Origin of the sequence: Ideonella sp. BN130291 (genome assembly GCF_036231905.1) — a bacterium.
Taxonomy (GTDB): Bacteria; Pseudomonadota; Gammaproteobacteria; order Burkholderiales; family Burkholderiaceae_C; genus CAMLIZ01.
In genome coordinates this window covers 202,791-217,701 of sequence record NZ_JAZARE010000004.1, presented here as the reverse complement: position 1 = coordinate 217,701, position 14,911 = coordinate 202,791, and the positions used below count along the sequence as shown (strand labels likewise).

Here is a 14,911-nt window from a genome sequence, read left to right as displayed (position 1 = left end):
AGAGACGCCCTACACAAGCGCCCTGCTGAGAGCAAGGCAAAGGGCCGCACGGTGGCAGAGACGCCATCAATCTTCTCCACCGTAGTCGGGGAATGAAGAACAATGTCGTTTAGCGAGGCGAGCGCTCCGCGGCGGCCCACTTGATCTCACTTCATTTTGGAGGCATCGCAGATGATTTCTGATGTGCTTGCGACGTATCTACTTGGGACCCTTGACGGTTTCAGTTTCGAACGGCTGATACAGAAGCTATTGGCGGCGCGTCACGGTGATCAGTTTGTCGCCCTCGGGGGCATCCACGACGGTGGTGCAGACGGTTTCTTTCGATCAATTCTGGAGGATCGCACTCGCGTTACAAACTTCGTACAAATGAGCATTCAGGAGAATGCCGCGGCGAAGATAAAAGACACCATCGCGCGTCTAAGAGAGTTTGGCAGGGAAGTTAAAACGTTGACATACTGGACGTCTAGAAAACTAACCGTCGACACGCTCGAAGATGACCTTAGCGAGGAACTTGGAATAACCCTGAGAATTCGCGACTGGGATAGCGTACTTCGTCTCATCAATGAAAATGAAGCGACGGTCAAGTGTTTTGAGAAGTACTTCCGGCGGGAACTATTCGAACTCACAAACGAGCGGTCACCTACCCCAAAAGACAACGTTGACCTTGTGTCGGACCCCAGCGTGTATGTCTTTCTGCAATTTGAGCGGTCCGAAAGATTTAGCAAAGGCGGGTTGATCGCCCCAATCGTCGATTCGCTGATATATTGGGCATTGCGGGATACCGACCCAGATGTCCCTCAACTATTGACCCGAGGGGCCCTAAAGGGTCGCCTAGCTGAGTTGCTTCCGGCGGCGGCTAGTATCGTGGTCCCTAATATCGATGCCCGTCTTGAGCGTCTCTCCGCTAAGGATGGAGGCGGGAATCAGCGCGTGCGGCACTATCGGCAGTCGGACAGTTACTGCCTCCCTCATGCAATGCGAGCAGAGTTAGCCGCAGAGAGCGCGAAAGAGCTCGCTTTAAGGGCCGATCTGAGGAAATCCCTATGTGCACGGGCGAAAGAGTATGGTGCCACCGAGACCGAGGCGGTTGCCGAGACGTGCGAAAGAGCGCTATATCGGCATTTTCACGAGCAGGGATTGATTCTAGCCGCATTCCTAGAAGGGCGACTCGAGGGAATTAATATTTTCGATCAAATAGTGGAAGAGGAACTACGCGCAACAGTTCTCTCCGGAGCGCGCCTTTCGAAAGAGTCCTACGCGGCTGCTCTCCGCGTTCTGCAGCGTGTGCTTTATACCCCACTTCCGGTGGAACATGAGTTTCTGCGCCGCCTTAGTAAGACGACGCTTCTACTTTTCACGCTGAAGCACAGTCCGAAGCTTATCGAATACTTCAATAAGATGACCGGTAAGTTTCGACTATTGGTAGGCGCAGACATCCTTGTTAAAGCGCTATCTGAAACGTTCCTTCCAAGCGAACACCGGCATGTCACCAACTTACTAAAGGTTGCTAGGGCTACAGGGGCAAACTTGATCCTCACCGAGCCAGTGGTGAATGAACTATTCAATCATCTTCACTCGACACACCTTGAGTTTAGAAACTATTATGCCGAACAGGAGCCGTACATCACTGCCGCCTTGGCTTCTCAGAGTGATCGAATAATGATCCGCACGTATTTCTACGCAAAACTCCTAATGAAAAGGGTGACAGGCTGGAGGACGTTTGTCGAAATGTTTGTCGATTTCGATGATCTAGCCGGAAAATCACCACGAGGCCAAATGCAACTACAGGCCTTTTTGTGCAAGACGTTCGACCTCGAACCACTGTCACGCGCGGAGCTTGCGAAAGGGGTAGACATGGAAAGAGCGGATGAACTAGCGAGGGCGCTAGAAGGCAAAAAGGATGTGCTCGCGAAGAACGACGCGCTAATGTGCTTTGCCGTCTATGCCCAGCGCTCTAGAGGCTCAGAGCACGCCACATATGACGGCTTTGGCGTGCGCACATGGTGGTTAACCAAGGAAACGTCACTACTTCAGCATACGGGTGCAGTCGTCCGAGAGCACGGCGGAACGCCATTCATCATGCGTCCGGAGTTTCTACTCAACTTTTTGTCTGCGTCTCCCAAGGCAAAGGAGATTGACCCAGTGGTGCGAGATTTGCTTCCAAGCCATGTCGGGTTGCAGATTGGTCAACATCTCGATTCGCGACACATGCACAAGCTCCTCGAGCATGTCGATGAGTGGAAGGCCCTCCCCGACGCCCGCAGAGAAATACGGATCACTGAAGCGGTCGATAAGCTGAAGTACGACCGCCTAAAGCGCTATGAGAGCAATTTGGATCTCTCAAGTTCCGATGAAGCAGACGCGGTGCTTGCAGCTTTGCGGGCCAGCGCTGAGTCCAACCCACATTGACAGCAAGCGGTTCAACGCGCGACTCGCGAATTTTCCACGGCCGCCAGCACCTCGACCCTCACCTGTTCCATCAGTTCCCCCTTCAACTCCGCAAACCCCGGCGTCGTCTTCACCGACCAATGCCGCGGATGCGCGAGCTCCACCGGCCTATCCAACTTGATCCGCCCCGGCCGGGCGCTCATCACCACCACGCGGCTGCCCATGAACACCGCTTCGTCGATGTCGTGGGTGACGAACAGCACCGTCGTGCGCTCGGCTTCCCAGATGCCGAGCAGCAGCTCCTGCATCAGCTCGCGGGTCTGGTGGTCCAGGGCGCCGAAGGGTTCGTCCATCAGCAGCATGCGGGGGCGGTTGGCGAGCGCCCGGGCCAGCGCGGTGCGTTGCTGCATGCCGCCGGAGAGCTGCTTGGGGTAGTGGTGCTCGAAGCTCGTCAGCCCCACCTTCTCGATGAAGCCCTGCGCCACCTCCAGCTGCTGGGCGCGCGGCACGCCGCGTTCGCGCAGGCCGAAGCACACGTTGTCGCGCACGGTGAGCCACGGGAACAGGGTGTAGCTCTGGAACACCATGCCGCGGTCGGCGCCGGGGCCGGTGATGCGCTGTCCGTCCAGCGTCACCTCGCCGGTGGTGGGCCGGTCCAGGCCGGCCACGATGCGCAGCAGGGTGCTCTTGCCGCAGCCCGAGGGGCCCAGGATGGTGATGAAGTCGTTTTCCGCGACGCTCAGGTCGGTGGCCTGCAGGGCCAGCGTGTCGCCGTGGGCCGACACGAAGCGGCGCGACACGCCGCGGATCGACAGGATGGGGTCGGCCGTGGTCTGGGTGTCGTTCATCGGCCCAGCTGCGCCCAGGGGTAGAGCTTGCGGTTCAGCGCCTTGAAGGCCAGATCGCTGGCCAGGCCGATGAGGCCGATGACGATGATGCCGAAGATGATCTGGTCGGTGGCCAGCAGCGCCTGGCTGTCGGTGATCATGTGGCCGATGCCGCTGCTGGCGCCGATGAGCTCGGCCACGATCACGTAAGTCCACGCCCAGCCGAGCACCATGCGCAGGATCTCGGCGATCTCGGGTGCGGCCCCCGGGATGAGCACGCGCCGCACCAGGCTGCGGTCGGTGCTGCCCAGGGTGTAGGCGGCTTCCACCAAATCACGCCGGGTGTTGCCCACGCTCACCGCGATCATCAGCACCAGGTTGAAGAACGAGCCGATGAAGATGACGGCCAGCTTCTGCGCCTCGCCGATGCCGGCCCACAGGATGAGCAGCGGGATGAAGGCGCTGGCTGGCAGGTAGCGCGCAAAGGACACAAAGGGCTCGAAGAAGGCTTCCACCGGCTTGTAGGCGCCCATCATCACGCCCAGCGGCAGCGCCAGCGCCGCCGCGATGGCAAAACCGCCCAGCACCCGCCACACCGTCATGCCGATGTCCTTGGCAAAGCCCATCTCGGCCAGCAGCGTCCAGCCGGACTTCACCATGGTGATGGGGTCGGCCAGGAAGGTCTTGGAGACGAAGCCGCCCAGCGTGGCCAGCGCCCACAGGCCGACGAACACGATGAAGAAGGCGATGCCCAGCGCCACGCGGGCGCCGGGGGACACGGGCTGCAGCGGGGCCACGCGGGGAGCGCTGGCTTACTTGATGAAGCGTGTGTCGGCCAGCTTGGCCAGGTCGGGCACCTGCTTGATGATGCCGGCCTCCAGCAGCAGGTCGGCCGCTTCCTTGCTGAAGGCCGCGTGTTCGCCGGCAAAGAACTTCTGGTTGGCCGCGCGGTCCTGCCAGCGCAGGAACTTCTGACTCGCTTCGAAGGCCTCGGCCGTCTGCTTGACGTCCTTGCCCATGATCTCGAAGCTCTTCTTCGGGTCGGCCTTGATCATGTCCACCGCGTCGAAGTAGGCGTCGGCCAGGGCCTTGGCCGCCTTGGGGTTGTCGGCCAGGAACTTGGGCGTGCAGCCGAAGGTGTCCATCACCATCGGGTAGTCGAGCGTGGTGGCGATGATCTTGCCGGCCTCGGGCTTGGCGCGCACGGTGGAGAGGTAGGGCTCGTAGGTCATGCCGGCGTCCAGGTCGGCGGTGCCGGCCACGAAGGCGTTGGCCGCGCCCTGGGGCTCCAGGTTCACCACCTTCACATCCTTGATCGACAGGCCGTTCTTCTTGAGCATCCAGGCCAGGGTGAAGTAAGGCGCGGTGCCGGGCGCGCTGGCGGCCACGGTCTTGCCCTTGAGGTCGCTGATCTTCTGGATGTTGGGCTTCACCACCATGCCGTCGGCGCCGTAGCTCTTGTCCAGCTGGAAGATCTGCGTGGTGGCCACGCCGTTGGCGTTCCACACGATCCAGGTTTCCACGGTGGTGGCAGCGCACTGCACGTCGCCGGAGGCAATGGCGAGGTGGCGGTCCTTCTGCGGGATCTTCTTGATGGTGACGTCCAGGCCGTGCTTCTTGAACAGGCCGGCTTCCTTGGCCAGGGTGAGCGGCGCAAAGCCGGTCCAGCCGGAGATGCCGATGCCGACGGCGGTGTCTTCGGCATGGGCAGCGCCAGCCAGGGCGAGCGTGGCGGCCAGGGCGATGCAACGGATGATCATGCGGGCTCCTCTGTCGGGCGATGGATGGTGTGGCGGGTCAGGCGGGGAACCACAAGGCGGGTGTGTCGAGCTTTCGCAAGATGCGGGCCAAGGAACCGTCCAGCACCAGCGCTGTGGCCCGCTCGATCTCGGGCGCCAGGTAGCGGTCCTGCATCATCGGCGCACACTGCGTGCGCAGCAAGGCATGCGCGTCTTCCAGCGCGGCCGAGCTCTTCAGCGGGCGCAGGAATTCGATGGCCTGCGCGCTGGCCAGCAGCTCGATGCCCAGGATGTGGGCGGTGTTGTGGATCATGGGCTGCAGCCGGCGCGCGGCGAAGGTGGCCATGCTCACATGGTCCTCCTGGTTGGCCGACGTGGGCAGGCTGTCCACGCTGGCCGGGTGCGCCAGGCTCTTGTTCTCCGACGCGAGCGACGCGGCGGTCACGTGGGCGATCATGAAGCCGGAGTTCAGGCCGGCGTCCGCCGCCAGGAAAGGCGGCAGGCGCGACACGCCGGTGTCGATCAGCATCGCGATGCGGCGCTCGGCGATGGCGCCCACCTCGGCAATGGCGATCGCCATGCCGTCGGCCACCTGGGCCACGGGTTCGGCGTGGAAGTTGCCGCCCGACACCAACACGCCCTGCCCGTCCGGCCCTTCGGCAAACACCAGCGGGTTGTCGGTCACGGCGTTCGCTTCGATCAGCAGCACCTTGGCCGCGTGGCGCAGGGTGTCCAGGCAGGCGCCCACCACCTGCGGTTGGCAGCGCAGGCAGTACGGGTCCTGCACGCGGTCGTCGCCCTGCAGGTGCGACAGGCGGATGGCGCTGCCCTGCAGCAGCGCGCGGTAGATCTGCGCCACGTCGATCTGGCCCAGCTGGCCGCGCAGCGCATGGATGCGCGGGTCGAAGGGGCCGTCGCTGCCGCGCGCCGCATCGACCGTGAGCGCGCCGATCACCAGCGCCGCTTCCAGCACCGGCTCGAAGCGGAAGAAGGCATGCAGCGCCAGCGCGGTGCTGGTCTGCGTGCCGTTGATCAGCGCCAGCCCTTCCTTGGCGGCCAGCTTCAGCGGCGTGATGCCCGCTTCCTGCAGCACGCCCAGGGCCGGCTTGCGCAGGCCGTTGACCAGCATCTCGCCTTCGCCCAGCAGCGCGAGGGTCATGTGGGCCAGTGGCGCCAGATCTCCCGACGCGCCCACCGAGCCCTGGCTCGGCACATAAGGCACCAGGCCGGCGTTGTGCACCGCCAGCAGGCAGTCGATCACTTCAGGCCGCACGCCGGAGTGGCCACGCGCCAGGCTGGCGGCTTTCAGCGCCACCATCAGCCGCACCACGGCGGGCTCCAGCGGCTCGCCCACGCCCACCGAATGCGAGCGGATGAGGTTCAGCTGCAGCAGGTCGAGGTCGCCTTCGCTGATGCGCTGGTTGGCCAGCTTGCCGAAGCCGGTGTTCACGCCGTACACCGGCTCCTGGCCGTGCGCGGCCTTCTGCACCACGGCGGCGCTGCGGCGGATGGCTTCATTGGCGCTCGTCGCCAGGGTCAGTTGTTGCTGCTCGGCGTGGATGGCTTGCAGCTGCTCCAGCGTGAGCTGGCCGGGTTGGATCTGGATGGTCATGGGTTCTGTGGGTTCAGCGGCCGAGCATCGGCAGCTTCAGGCCTTGTTCGCGGGCGCAGGCGATCGCCTCTTCGTAGCCAGCGTCGGCATGGCGCATCACGCCGGTGCCGGGGTCGTTCCACAGCACGCGTTCGATTCGCTTGGCCGCCGCATCGGTGCCGTCGCACACGATCACCACGCCGGCATGCTGCGAGTAGCCCATGCCCACGCCGCCGCCGTGGTGCAGGCTCACCCAGGTGGCACCGCCGGCGGTGTTGAGCAGCGCGTTCAGCAGCGGCCAGTCGGACACGGCATCCGAGCCATCCTTCATCGCCTCGGTCTCGCGGTTGGGCGAGGCCACCGAGCCGCTGTCCAGGTGGTCACGGCCGATCACGATGGGGCCTTTCAGTTCGCCTGACTTCACCATCTCATTGAAGGCCAGGCCGGCCCGGTGCCGCTCGCCCAGGCCGATCCAGCAGATGCGCGCCGGCAGGCCCTGGAAGGCGATGCGCTCGCGCGCCATGTCCAGCCAGCGATGCAGGGGCTTGTCCTCGGGGAACAGCTCCTTCATCTTGCGGTCGGTCTTGTAGATGTCCTCCGGGTCGCCCGACAAGGCCACCCAGCGGAACGGCCCCTTGCCGCGGCAGAACAGCGGGCGGATGCAGGCAGGCACGAAGCCGGGATAGTCGAAGGCGTTCGCCACGCCGTTGTCCAGCGCCACCTGGCGCAGGTTGTTGCCGTAGTCGATGACCGGAATGCCCATCGCGTGGAACTGCAGCATCGCCTGCACGTGCTGGGCGCAGGAGCGGCCGGCGTCCGCGGTGAGCTGCGCGTGTTGCGCTGCGTCCTTCTGCGCGGCTTGCCAGCGCTCCACCGTCCAGCCCACGGGCAGGTAACCGTGCACCAGGTCGTGGGCGGAGGTCTGGTCGGTCACCAGGTGGGGCTTGGGGCCGCCGGCGGCGGCGCGCTTCGCGAGTTCAGGCACCAGCTCGGCCGCATTCCCCAGCACGGCGATGGACTTGGCTTCGCCCTTGGCGGTGTAGTGCGCGATGCGAGCCAGTGCGTCGTCCAGGTCGTTCGCCTGTTCGTCCACATAACGCGTGCGCAGGCGGAAGTCGATGCGGGTCTGCTGGCATTCGATGGTCAACGAGCATGCACCGGCGAGGGTGGCGGCCAGCGGCTGCGCACCGCCCATGCCGCCCAGGCCGGCGGTGAGGATCCACTTGCCGGTCCAGTCATTCTTGTAATGCTGGCGGCCCGCTTCGACGAAGGTTTCGAAGGTCCCTTGGATGATGCCCTGGCTGCCGATGTAGATCCACGAGCCGGCCGTCATCTGGCCGTACATCATCAGGCCCTTGCGGTCCAGCTCGTGGAAGTGCTCCCAGGTGGACCACTTGGGCACCAGGTTGGAGTTGGCGATGAGCACCCGCGGTGCATCGGCGTGCGTGCGGAACACGCCCACGGGTTTGCCCGACTGGATGAGCAGCGACTCGTCCTCGTTCAATCCGCGCAAGGCCTGCAGGATGGCGTCGAAGCTCTCCCAGTTGCGCGCCGCCTTGCCGATGCCGCCATACACCACCAGCGCATCCGGGTTCTCCGCCACCTCGGGATCGAGGTTGTTCTGGATCATGCGATAGGCCGCCTCGATGAGCCAGTTCTTGCAGTGCAGCTCGGGGCCGCGCGGGGCGCGCACGGGGCGGGGTCCGGATGCTTGGTGGGTCATGGATGGGGTCTCGAGGGTCCTACAGGAGGGTTGCACTCTACTTGTCTATACAAGCTCATGCAAGTAGGATCGCCGACCATGCCGCCATCCCACCGCGACGCGCAGCTGCTCGCCTCTTCATCCCGCAGTGCAGCAAAGACGGCTTCGGCCATCGCACCGTACGCACAGGTCAAGCAGTACCTCAAGGAGGCGCTGTCGCAAGGCCGCTGGCCCCCCGGCGCGCTGATGCCGTCGGAGGCCGAGCTGGTGGCGCAGTTCGGCGTGAGTCGCATGACGGTGAACCGCGCTTTACGCGAGCTGCAAGCCGAAGGCCTGGTGGACCGGGTGCAGGGCGTGGGCACGTTTGCTGCTGCCTTGCACCGCGTGTCGTCCACGCTGACGATCCGCGACCTGCATGAAGAGATCGTCTCGCGCGGCCATGTGCACGAGGCGCAGGTGCACATCAAGCGCAAGGAGCGCGCGCCCGCCGCACTGGCCCAGCGCCTGGGCTTGAAGACCGGCGCCGAGGTGTTCCACACCCTCATCGTGCACAAGGAAAACGGCGTGCCGTTGCAGTGCGAGGACCGCTACGTCAACCCGGCCTGCGCGCCCGACTACCTGGGCGTGGACTTCACCAAGACCACACCCACGCATTACCTGCTGCAGGTGGCGCCCTTGTGGGAAGCGCAATACTCCATCGAAGCCAGCGCACCCACCGAGCAGGAGGCCCAGCTGCTGTGCATCTCGCGGCGGGACGCCTGCCTGGTGCTGGTGCGCCGCACCGTCGCGCAGGACGTGCCCATCACGCTCGCGCGGCTGGTGCATCCGGGCGGGCGTTACCAGATCGAAGGGCGGTTCAAGCCGTGACAGCGATCCTGCAGCAGCTCTGCGCCCACGACGTGGCGCCGCAACCGTGGAAGAACGGTGGCGGGCGCACGCGCGAGCTGCTCACCTGGCCGGGGCCGCAGGACTGGTGGCTGCGCATCAGCGTGGCCGACATCGAGCAGGACGGCCCGTTTTCGCCTTACCCCGGCGTGGACCGGTGGTTCGGCGTGCTGGAAGGCGCCGGTGTGGAGCTCACCTGGCCGCAGGCAGTGCGCCGTCTGCACGCCGGCCACTCGCTGCTGCACTTCGACGGCGCGTCCGCGCCCGACTGCCGGCTGCTGGACGGCACCACCCGCGACCTGAACGTGATGCACCGGCGCGGCCTGGGCCGCATCGTGGTGCAGCGCGCCCAGGCGCAGAGTGCGCCGCCCGAAGGCTTTGGCCACTTTGCGCTGTTCAACCTGGAAGCCCTGGACGTGCAGCGCACCGGCCGCCCTGCGCTGCATGCCGCGCCGTGGAGCCTGACCTGGGGTGAAGGCGCAGGTTGCTGGACCGAGGTGCCGGCGGACGGCCACGCCTGGTGGATCGGCTTCGACGAACACGGAGCGGCCGCGTGAACACGGCGGTGTTATGGCGTGGCGCGCGCCTGTTCACGCTGGCCGGCAATGGCCCCTGGGGCGCGGTGCCCGATGGCGCCATGGTCACCGAGGGCGACACCCTGCGCTGGGTGGGCCCGCTGGCCGAGCTGCCGCAGCCGCTGCGTGCTGCGGTCGGCGCCGAGCACGACCTGCAAGGCGCCTGCGTCACACCCGGGCTGATCGACTGCCACACCCACCTGGTGTATGGCGGCGAACGCGCTGCCGAGTTCGAGCAGCGCCTGCAAGGTGCCAGCTACGAGGAGATCGCGCGTGCCGGCGGCGGCATCCGCTCCACCGTGCGGGCCACCCGCGAGGCGAGCGACGAGGCGCTGCTGGCATCGGCCACGCGCCGCGCGCGTGAGCTCATGGCCGATGGCGTCACCACGCTGGAGGTGAAGTCGGGCTACGGCCTGGCCGCCGAACACGAGGCGCGCTGCCTGCGTGTGGCGCGGCGCCTGGGGCAGGTGCTGCCGCTGAGCGTGCGCACCACCTACCTCGCCGCGCATGCCGTGCCGCCGGAATACGAGGGCCGCCCCGACGACTACGTGGACGCGCTCATCGGTTGGCTGCCGGCCCTGCACGCCGAAGGCCTGGTGGACGCGGTGGACGGTTTTTGCGACCGCATCGGCTTCACCCGCGAGCAGACCCGCCGCATCTTCGAAGCCGCCCGGGCCCTGGGCCTGCCGGTGAAGCTGCATGCCGAGCAGCTGAGCGACCAGAACGGCGCCGCACTGGCGGCCGAGTTCAAGGCCATGTCCTGCGACCACCTGGAGCACCTCAACGAGGCCGGCGTGCGCGCGATGGCAGCCGCCGGCACGGTGGCGGTGCTGCTGCCCGGGGCCTACTACTTCCTGCGCGACACCACCTTGCCGCCGGTGCAGGCGCTGCGCGAGCACGGCGTGCCGATCGCCATCGCCACCGACCACAACCCGGGCAGCTCGCCGGCGCTCAGCCTGCAGCTGATGCTGCACATGGCCTGCACCCTGTTTCGGCTGACACCGGAAGAAGCCCTGCGGGGGGTGACGGTGCATGCGGCTCGCGCGCTGGGCCTGCGCGACCGCGGCCAGCTGGCCGCCGGCCAGCGCGCCGACTTCGTGGTGTGGGACCTGGACCACCCGCGCGAGCTGGCCTACTGGTTCGGGCGCAATGCTTGCCGCCAGGTGGTGCAGGGCGGCCAGGTGGTGCGCCCGGACGAAAGCGCAACATGACGAGCACCGACCTGCCCTATACCCTGCACCCCGGCAACGCGCCGCTGCTGCTGAGCCTGCCCCACGTGGGCCATGAGATTCCGGAAGCCCTGCACAGCGCCTATGTGGCGCGTGCGCTGGCCAGCGAAGACACCGACTGGCACCTGGAGCGGCTGTACGACTTTGTGGGCGAGCTCAACGCCAGCCTGATCGTGCCGAAGTTCAGCCGCTATGTGATCGACCTGAACCGCCCGCCCGACGATACGCCGATGTACCCCGGCGCGGCCAACACCGAGCTCTGCCCCACCCGGTTTTTCACCGGCGAGGCGCTGTACCGCGAGGGCTTTGCGCCCGACGCGGCCGAGGTGCAGCGCCGGCGCCGGCTGTACTGGCAGCCCTACCACGACGCCCTGCGCGCCGAGCTGGACCGGCTGCGCGAACGCTTCGGCCATGTGGTGCTGTTCGATGGCCACAGCATCCAGTCCGAGCTGCCCTGGCTGTTCGAAGGCAAGCTGCCCGACCTGAACCTGGGCACGGCCGACGGCAAGAGCTGCGCACCCTCCTTGCGCGATGCGCTTTGCCGCGTGCTGGACGGCCAGAAGCGCTTCAGCCAGGTGGTGGACGGCCGCTTCAAGGGCGGCTACATCACCCGCCACTACGGCCGGCCGCAGGAGCGGGTGCACGCAGTGCAGCTGGAGAAGTGCCAGTGCCTCTACATGGACGAACGGCGCGGCGAAGGCGCCAGCTTCGCCTACGACGACAAGGGCGCGCGCACGCTGCAGCCGTTGCTTCGCAGCCTGCTGGCCACCTGCCTGGCCTGGAGGCCGGATGTGAAGTCATGAGCCCGCACGCTCACTGCGTTCGCTGCCCCCCAAGGGGGCGCTCAGTGCCCTTCGGGCGGCCGGGCGGGCACTGATGCCGCCCCTGCAACCCTTGTTGTGGGCGCCCCAGGCCTGGATTGACCAAGGCCACGGCGGCCAATGGCACACCGGCGTGGTGCTGCACGTGGGCAGCGACGGCCACTGGAGCGCCATCCAGCCCGGCGTCGCGGTGCCGCCGGCCGATGCCCGTGTGCTCGCCGGGCCGGTGCTGCCCGGCCTGGTGAACGCCCACAGCCATGCCTTCCAGCGTGCCTTTGCCGGCCTGGCCGAGCGCCGGGAGGGGGAGGCGGACGACTTCTGGTCCTGGCGCGACCGCATGTACCGGGTGGCGCTGCGCATCTCGCCCGCGCAGCTGCAGGCGGTGGCCGCGGAGCTCTACAGCGAGCTGCTGCGCGGCGGCTACACCCAGGTGTGCGAGTTTCACTACCTGCAGCACCAGCCCGACGGCTCGCCCTATGCCGATCCGCTGGCCCTCTCCTGGGCGCTGGCCGATGCGGCGCAGGCCACCGGCATCGGCCTGACGATGCTGCCGGTGCTGTACCAGCGCGCGGGCTTTGCACAAGCCACGCTGCGCGAGGACCAGCGCCGCTTTGCCACCACGCCGGCCGCGGTGTGGCACGCGCGCCAGGCGCTGCAGCAGGCGCGCAGGCCGCTGCTCAACGCCGGCATCGCGGTGCACTCACTGCGCGCCGCTTCGCGTAAATCCATCGCCGAGCTGCAGCGCCTCAGCGAGGGCATGGACGACGGCCCGCTGCACATCCACATCGCCGAGCAGACGCAGGAGGTGGACGACTGCCGAGCCGCCAACGGCGCGCGGCCGATCGAGTGGCTGTGCCGGGAGTTCACGCTCGACGCCCGCTGGCAGCTGGTGCATGCCACCCATGCGCTGCCATCGGAGATCGAGGCGGTGGCGCGCAGCGGCGCCGGCGTGGTCATCTGCCCCAGCACCGAGGGCAACCTCGGTGACGGCTTCGCCGACCTGCCCAGTTGGCTGGGTGCGGGTGTGCCGATGAGCATCGGCTCGGACAGCCACGTCACCCGCGCCTGGCCGGAGGAGCTGCGCTGGCTGGAATACGGCCAGCGCCTGCTCAAGCGCCAGCGCAACGTGGCCGCCGCGCCGGTGGAGGGCCACCCGGCCACCGCGAGCCGCTTGTTCGATGCCGCGCTGGCCGGTGGCGCGGCCGCAGCCGGTTTTGCGTCCTGGGGCCTGGAAGTCGGCGCGCGCGCCGACCTGCTGGTGCTGGACCCGCAGGATTCGGCCCTGCTCGGCCTGCCGCCGGAGCGGACCTTGGACGCGCTGGTGTTCTCCAGCCCCTGCGATGCCGTCCGCGAGGTTTACGTCGCCGGCCGCCGCGTGGTGCACGAGCGCCGGCACTGGCAGCACGAGGCGCTGCACACCGGTTTCGACAGCGCCATGCAGGCGCTCTGGGCGCCGGCCGACGCTTAAGCCGCGTCGTCCATGAGCCTGGAGTGGCGGATGCGCGTGTCCGCCAGCACACCGGCCGATTCCAGGATCGGATACGCGATCGAGCAGATGTGCGAGTTGATGCGCTTCAGGTCGCTGATCAGGTCGATGTGCAGCGAGCTGGTCTCCATGCTGGACGCCGTTTTTTCGTGCAGGCGCTCCAGGTGGGTGGAGGCGTACTTGTGCTGCAGGTCGCGAAAGCGCGCCTTCTCTTCGAGCAGCTTCTTGGCGTCGCGCACATTGCCGTGCAGGAACACGCCCATGCTCAGGCGCAGGTTGTCCAGCAGGCGCGCGTGCATCTCGGCGATCTCGGTCATGCCGGCTTCGGAGAACTCGCGGCCGGGCTTGATCTTGCGGTCCTCGATGTCGGTGATCACGCGCTCGACGATGTCGCCGATCTGCTCCATGTTGATGGTGAACGAGATGATGTCGGTCCAGCGCCGGCTTTCGCGTTCGTCCAGCGCCTCGCGCGAGATCTTGGTGAGGTAGTACTTGATCGCCGAATACAGCTCGTCCACCGTGTCGTCCATGGTGCGCAGCTTCTCGGCCAGCTGCAGGTCGTTGTTGCGGATGACCGTGAGCATGCCGGCCAGCATGGTCTCCACCACGTCGGCCTGGTGCAGCGCCTCGCGGGCGGCGCAGGAGATGGCCAGCGACGGCGTCGCCAGGGCCACCGGGTCCAGGTGGCGCGGCCGGTCGGAGATGCTGCGTTGCTCCGGTGACGGCAACACCCGCTGCAGCAGGCGCGCGATCGGCGCGGTGAACGGCAGGAACGCAATCGACAGCAGGATGTTGAACGCCAGGTGGAACAGCACCACCGTGCTGGCCGGCGTGAGCAGCAGCGGCCGCGCCTCGGCCAGCAGGAAGTTGAGGAAGGGCGCCATCACCAGGCAGCCGATCGTCTTGAACAGCAGGTTCCCAAGCGGCAGGCGGCGCGCCTCCGGCGTGGACCGCGCGGTGGTGAGCACACCCATCACGCCGCTGCCCAGGTTGGCGCCCAGCACCAGGCCGAGTGCCACCTGGATGGGCACCACGCCCGACTCGGCCAGGGTGGCGGTGAGCAGCACTGTGGCGAGGCTGGAATAGGAGAGCACCGCCAGCATCGAGCCGGCCAGGATGTCCAGCAGCGCGTCGCTGTTGAGCGAGCCCAGCATCACGCGCACGCCCTCCGCACGCATCAGCGGCTGGGTGGCGCCCACGATGAGCTGCAGTGCCAGCGTGATCAGGCCCAGGCCGATCAGCACCCGGCCGGCCTGGCCCACATTGCTGGACTGGCGCGGGATGAACAGCACCACGCCCACGAAGATGAGCAGCGGCGAGAGCCAGGAGAGGTCCAGCGAGAACACCGCCACCATCAGGCTGGTGCCCACGTCGGCGCCCAGCATCACGGCCAGCGCGGCCGCCAGCGGCATGAGCTTCTGCGCGACGAAGGAGGTGACGATGAGCGAGGTGGCGGTGCTGCTCTGCACCAGCGCGGTCACGCCAATGCCCGCGGTGGCGGCGGCCAGCCGGTTGGTGGTGCTTTGCGCCAGCACCCGGCGCAGGCTGCCGCCCATGAGCCGCAGCATGCCGGTGCGCACGATGTGCGTTCCCCACACCAGCAGGGAGATCGCCGCCAGCAGATTCAGAAGATGTTGCATCGAGGTCTTGTTATACCCCGAGCGGCTG

12 protein-coding genes are annotated in these 14,911 nt (G+C 66.6%); 6 read left to right on the top strand and 6 right to left on the bottom strand.

The window, feature by feature from the left end; all coding sequences use genetic code 11:
• The first annotated feature begins 171 nt into the window (after positions 1-171).
• Complete coding sequence (locus VPH43_RS10200; RefSeq protein WP_328577579.1) at positions 172-2,409, top strand: hypothetical protein; 2,238 nt, start codon at positions 172-174, stop codon at positions 2,407-2,409.
• 11 nt (positions 2,410-2,420) lie between these two features.
• On the opposite strand, the gene VPH43_RS10195 is transcribed toward VPH43_RS10200, so the two are convergent.
• From VPH43_RS10195 to hutU, 5 genes are read right to left on the bottom strand one after another with little or no spacing between them, the layout of a single operon-like run.
• Complete coding sequence (locus tag VPH43_RS10195; protein ID WP_328577578.1) at positions 2,421-3,236, bottom strand: ABC transporter ATP-binding protein; 816 nt, start codon at positions 3,234-3,236, stop codon at positions 2,421-2,423.
• The gene (locus tag VPH43_RS10190; RefSeq protein ID WP_328577577.1) at positions 3,233-4,012 is read right to left on the bottom strand and encodes an ABC transporter permease; all 780 of its coding nucleotides are present in this window, start codon (positions 4,010-4,012) and stop codon (positions 3,233-3,235) included. Before VPH43_RS10190 ends, VPH43_RS10195 begins: the two co-directional genes overlap by 4 nt.
• Before the next feature lie 15 nt (positions 4,013-4,027).
• Complete coding sequence (locus VPH43_RS10185) at positions 4,028-4,975, bottom strand: ABC transporter substrate-binding protein (protein ID WP_328577576.1); 948 nt, start codon at positions 4,973-4,975, stop codon at positions 4,028-4,030.
• A gap of 37 nt (positions 4,976-5,012) precedes the next feature.
• On the bottom strand, positions 5,013-6,566 hold the full coding sequence (hutH, locus tag VPH43_RS10180) for a histidine ammonia-lyase (RefSeq protein ID WP_328577575.1): 1,554 nt from the start codon (positions 6,564-6,566) through the stop codon (positions 5,013-5,015).
• Between the two features lie 13 nt (positions 6,567-6,579).
• On the bottom strand, positions 6,580-8,268 hold the full coding sequence (gene hutU, locus VPH43_RS10175; RefSeq protein WP_328577574.1) for a urocanate hydratase: 1,689 nt from the start codon (positions 8,266-8,268) through the stop codon (positions 6,580-6,582).
• A 78-nt stretch (positions 8,269-8,346) separates the two neighbouring features.
• On the opposite strand from hutU, the gene hutC reads away from it, so the two are divergent.
• The 5 genes from hutC to VPH43_RS10150 all read left to right on the top strand — a co-directional run bounded on the left by hutC (position 8,347) and on the right by VPH43_RS10150 (position 13,225).
• Positions 8,347-9,114, top strand: coding sequence for a histidine utilization repressor (gene hutC / locus VPH43_RS10170; RefSeq protein WP_328577573.1), 768 nt, complete (start codon positions 8,347-8,349; stop codon positions 9,112-9,114).
• Positions 9,111-9,689 carry a HutD/Ves family protein gene (locus VPH43_RS10165; protein WP_328577572.1) on the top strand — a complete coding sequence of 193 codons (579 nt, stop codon included), beginning with the start codon at positions 9,111-9,113 and terminating at the stop codon, positions 9,687-9,689. Before hutC ends, VPH43_RS10165 begins: the two co-directional genes overlap by 4 nt.
• Positions 9,686-10,918: an imidazolonepropionase gene (hutI, locus tag VPH43_RS10160; RefSeq protein WP_328577571.1), complete on the top strand. Its 1,233-nt coding sequence runs from the start codon at positions 9,686-9,688 to the stop codon at positions 10,916-10,918. The genes VPH43_RS10165 and hutI overlap by 4 nt, the downstream gene beginning before the upstream one ends.
• A complete protein-coding gene (gene hutG / locus VPH43_RS10155) occupies positions 10,915-11,739 on the top strand; it encodes an N-formylglutamate deformylase (protein ID WP_328577570.1) in 825 nt (274 codons plus the stop codon). The genes hutI and hutG overlap by 4 nt, the downstream gene beginning before the upstream one ends.
• A gap of 73 nt (positions 11,740-11,812) precedes the next feature.
• Positions 11,813-13,225: a formimidoylglutamate deiminase gene (locus tag VPH43_RS10150; protein ID WP_328577569.1), complete on the top strand. Its 1,413-nt coding sequence runs from the start codon at positions 11,813-11,815 to the stop codon at positions 13,223-13,225.
• Here the strand turns inward: VPH43_RS10150 and VPH43_RS10145 are convergent.
• Complete coding sequence (locus tag VPH43_RS10145) at positions 13,222-14,883, bottom strand: Na/Pi cotransporter family protein (RefSeq protein WP_328577568.1); 1,662 nt, start codon at positions 14,881-14,883, stop codon at positions 13,222-13,224. The two genes, VPH43_RS10150 and VPH43_RS10145, sit on opposite strands and share 4 nt — an antisense overlap.
• Between the last annotated feature and the right edge of the window lie 28 nt (positions 14,884-14,911).

Coding starts and splice junctions, on each gene's coding strand:
- VPH43_RS10145 (WP_328577568.1), bottom strand. CDS start 14,883: ATGCAACATCTTCTGAATCTGCTGGCGGCGATCTCCCTGCTGGTGTGG.
- VPH43_RS10185 (WP_328577576.1), bottom strand. CDS start 4,975: ATGATCATCCGTTGCATCGCCCTGGCCGCCACGCTCGCCCTGGCTGGC.
- hutG (WP_328577570.1), top strand. CDS start 10,915: ATGACGAGCACCGACCTGCCCTATACCCTGCACCCCGGCAACGCGCCG.
- VPH43_RS10200 (WP_328577579.1), top strand. CDS start 172: ATGATTTCTGATGTGCTTGCGACGTATCTACTTGGGACCCTTGACGGT.
- hutH (WP_328577575.1), bottom strand. CDS start 6,566: ATGACCATCCAGATCCAACCCGGCCAGCTCACGCTGGAGCAGCTGCAA.
- VPH43_RS10195 (WP_328577578.1), bottom strand. CDS start 3,236: ATGAACGACACCCAGACCACGGCCGACCCCATCCTGTCGATCCGCGGC.
- VPH43_RS10150 (WP_328577569.1), top strand. CDS start 11,813: ATGCCGCCCCTGCAACCCTTGTTGTGGGCGCCCCAGGCCTGGATTGAC.
- hutC (WP_328577573.1), top strand. CDS start 8,347: ATGCCGCCATCCCACCGCGACGCGCAGCTGCTCGCCTCTTCATCCCGC.
- hutU (WP_328577574.1), bottom strand. CDS start 8,268: ATGACCCACCAAGCATCCGGACCCCGCCCCGTGCGCGCCCCGCGCGGC.